Source organism: Phyllobacterium sp. SYP-B3895 (assembly GCF_009647635.1).
Lineage (GTDB): Bacteria > Pseudomonadota > Alphaproteobacteria > Rhizobiales > Rhizobiaceae > Phyllobacterium > Phyllobacterium pellucidum.
This window is the reverse complement of sequence record NZ_WJIG01000009.1, coordinates 1-721: the sequence shown is the minus strand read 5'-3', so window position 1 is coordinate 721 and position 721 is coordinate 1. Positions and strand designations below refer to the sequence as shown.

2 protein-coding genes are annotated in these 721 nt (G+C 54.6%); both read left to right on the top strand.

The window, feature by feature from the left end; all coding sequences use genetic code 11:
- Positions 1–307: ferritin-like domain-containing protein (locus GF108_RS22145; RefSeq protein WP_153670481.1), on the top strand; the 307-nt coding region annotated here is incomplete at its 5' end.
- A 99-nt stretch (positions 308–406) separates the two neighbouring features.
- Positions 407–721 (top strand): sigma-70 family RNA polymerase sigma factor (locus GF108_RS22140; RefSeq protein ID WP_153670480.1); only part of this gene is annotated, 315 nt, incomplete at its 3' end.

Below are 721 nucleotides of genomic sequence, written 5' to 3'. Positions count from 1 at the left end.
AGCCCTTGGCAAACGCCCGCAGGGTAAGACCTGCGATGCAATTGAAGGCATTATTTCCGAAGGCGAAGAGATAATGGAAGAATTCAAGGGTCAACCAGCCCTTGATGCAGGCTTGGCTTCGGCCGCCCAGGCCGTTGAACACTATGAAATTGCCCGCTATGGGACTTTGGCGAGATGGGCGGAAGAGCTAGGGTTGACCGACGCCAAAGCGCTTCTTGTTGCAACGCTTGAGGAAGAAGAAGCCACCGACCAAGCCCTGACGGCTTTGGCCGAAAGCAGCCTCAACCCCGCGGCCCAGGCGGCATAGTTTTTCCCATGTCTACGCTCGATTTGACTGCCTTGTCATGCATATAGGCAGTCAAATCGCAGCGGAGGTGGAACGATCCCCGATTTTTGGGAGAACATCATGCAACATGCGCCGCCAGAAAACGTTTTGACATCTAAGAAGGAACTGCTTGCTGCTATTCCGGCATTGCGCCGATTTTCCCGTACCTTTCACAAATCAAAGCCAGCCGCCGAAGATCTGGTTCAGGAGACATTGGTGCGCGCTTGGCACGCGCTCGACCGCTATCAGCCAGGCACCAGCATGCAGGCATGGCTTTTCACCATCATGCGCAACATCTTTCTCACCGATTACCGAAAGCGCGACCGGGAGACGACGGGATTTACGACGGATATTGCGGATTACCAAGGCGCACAAGCTGCGCCTCAAGAATGGAAA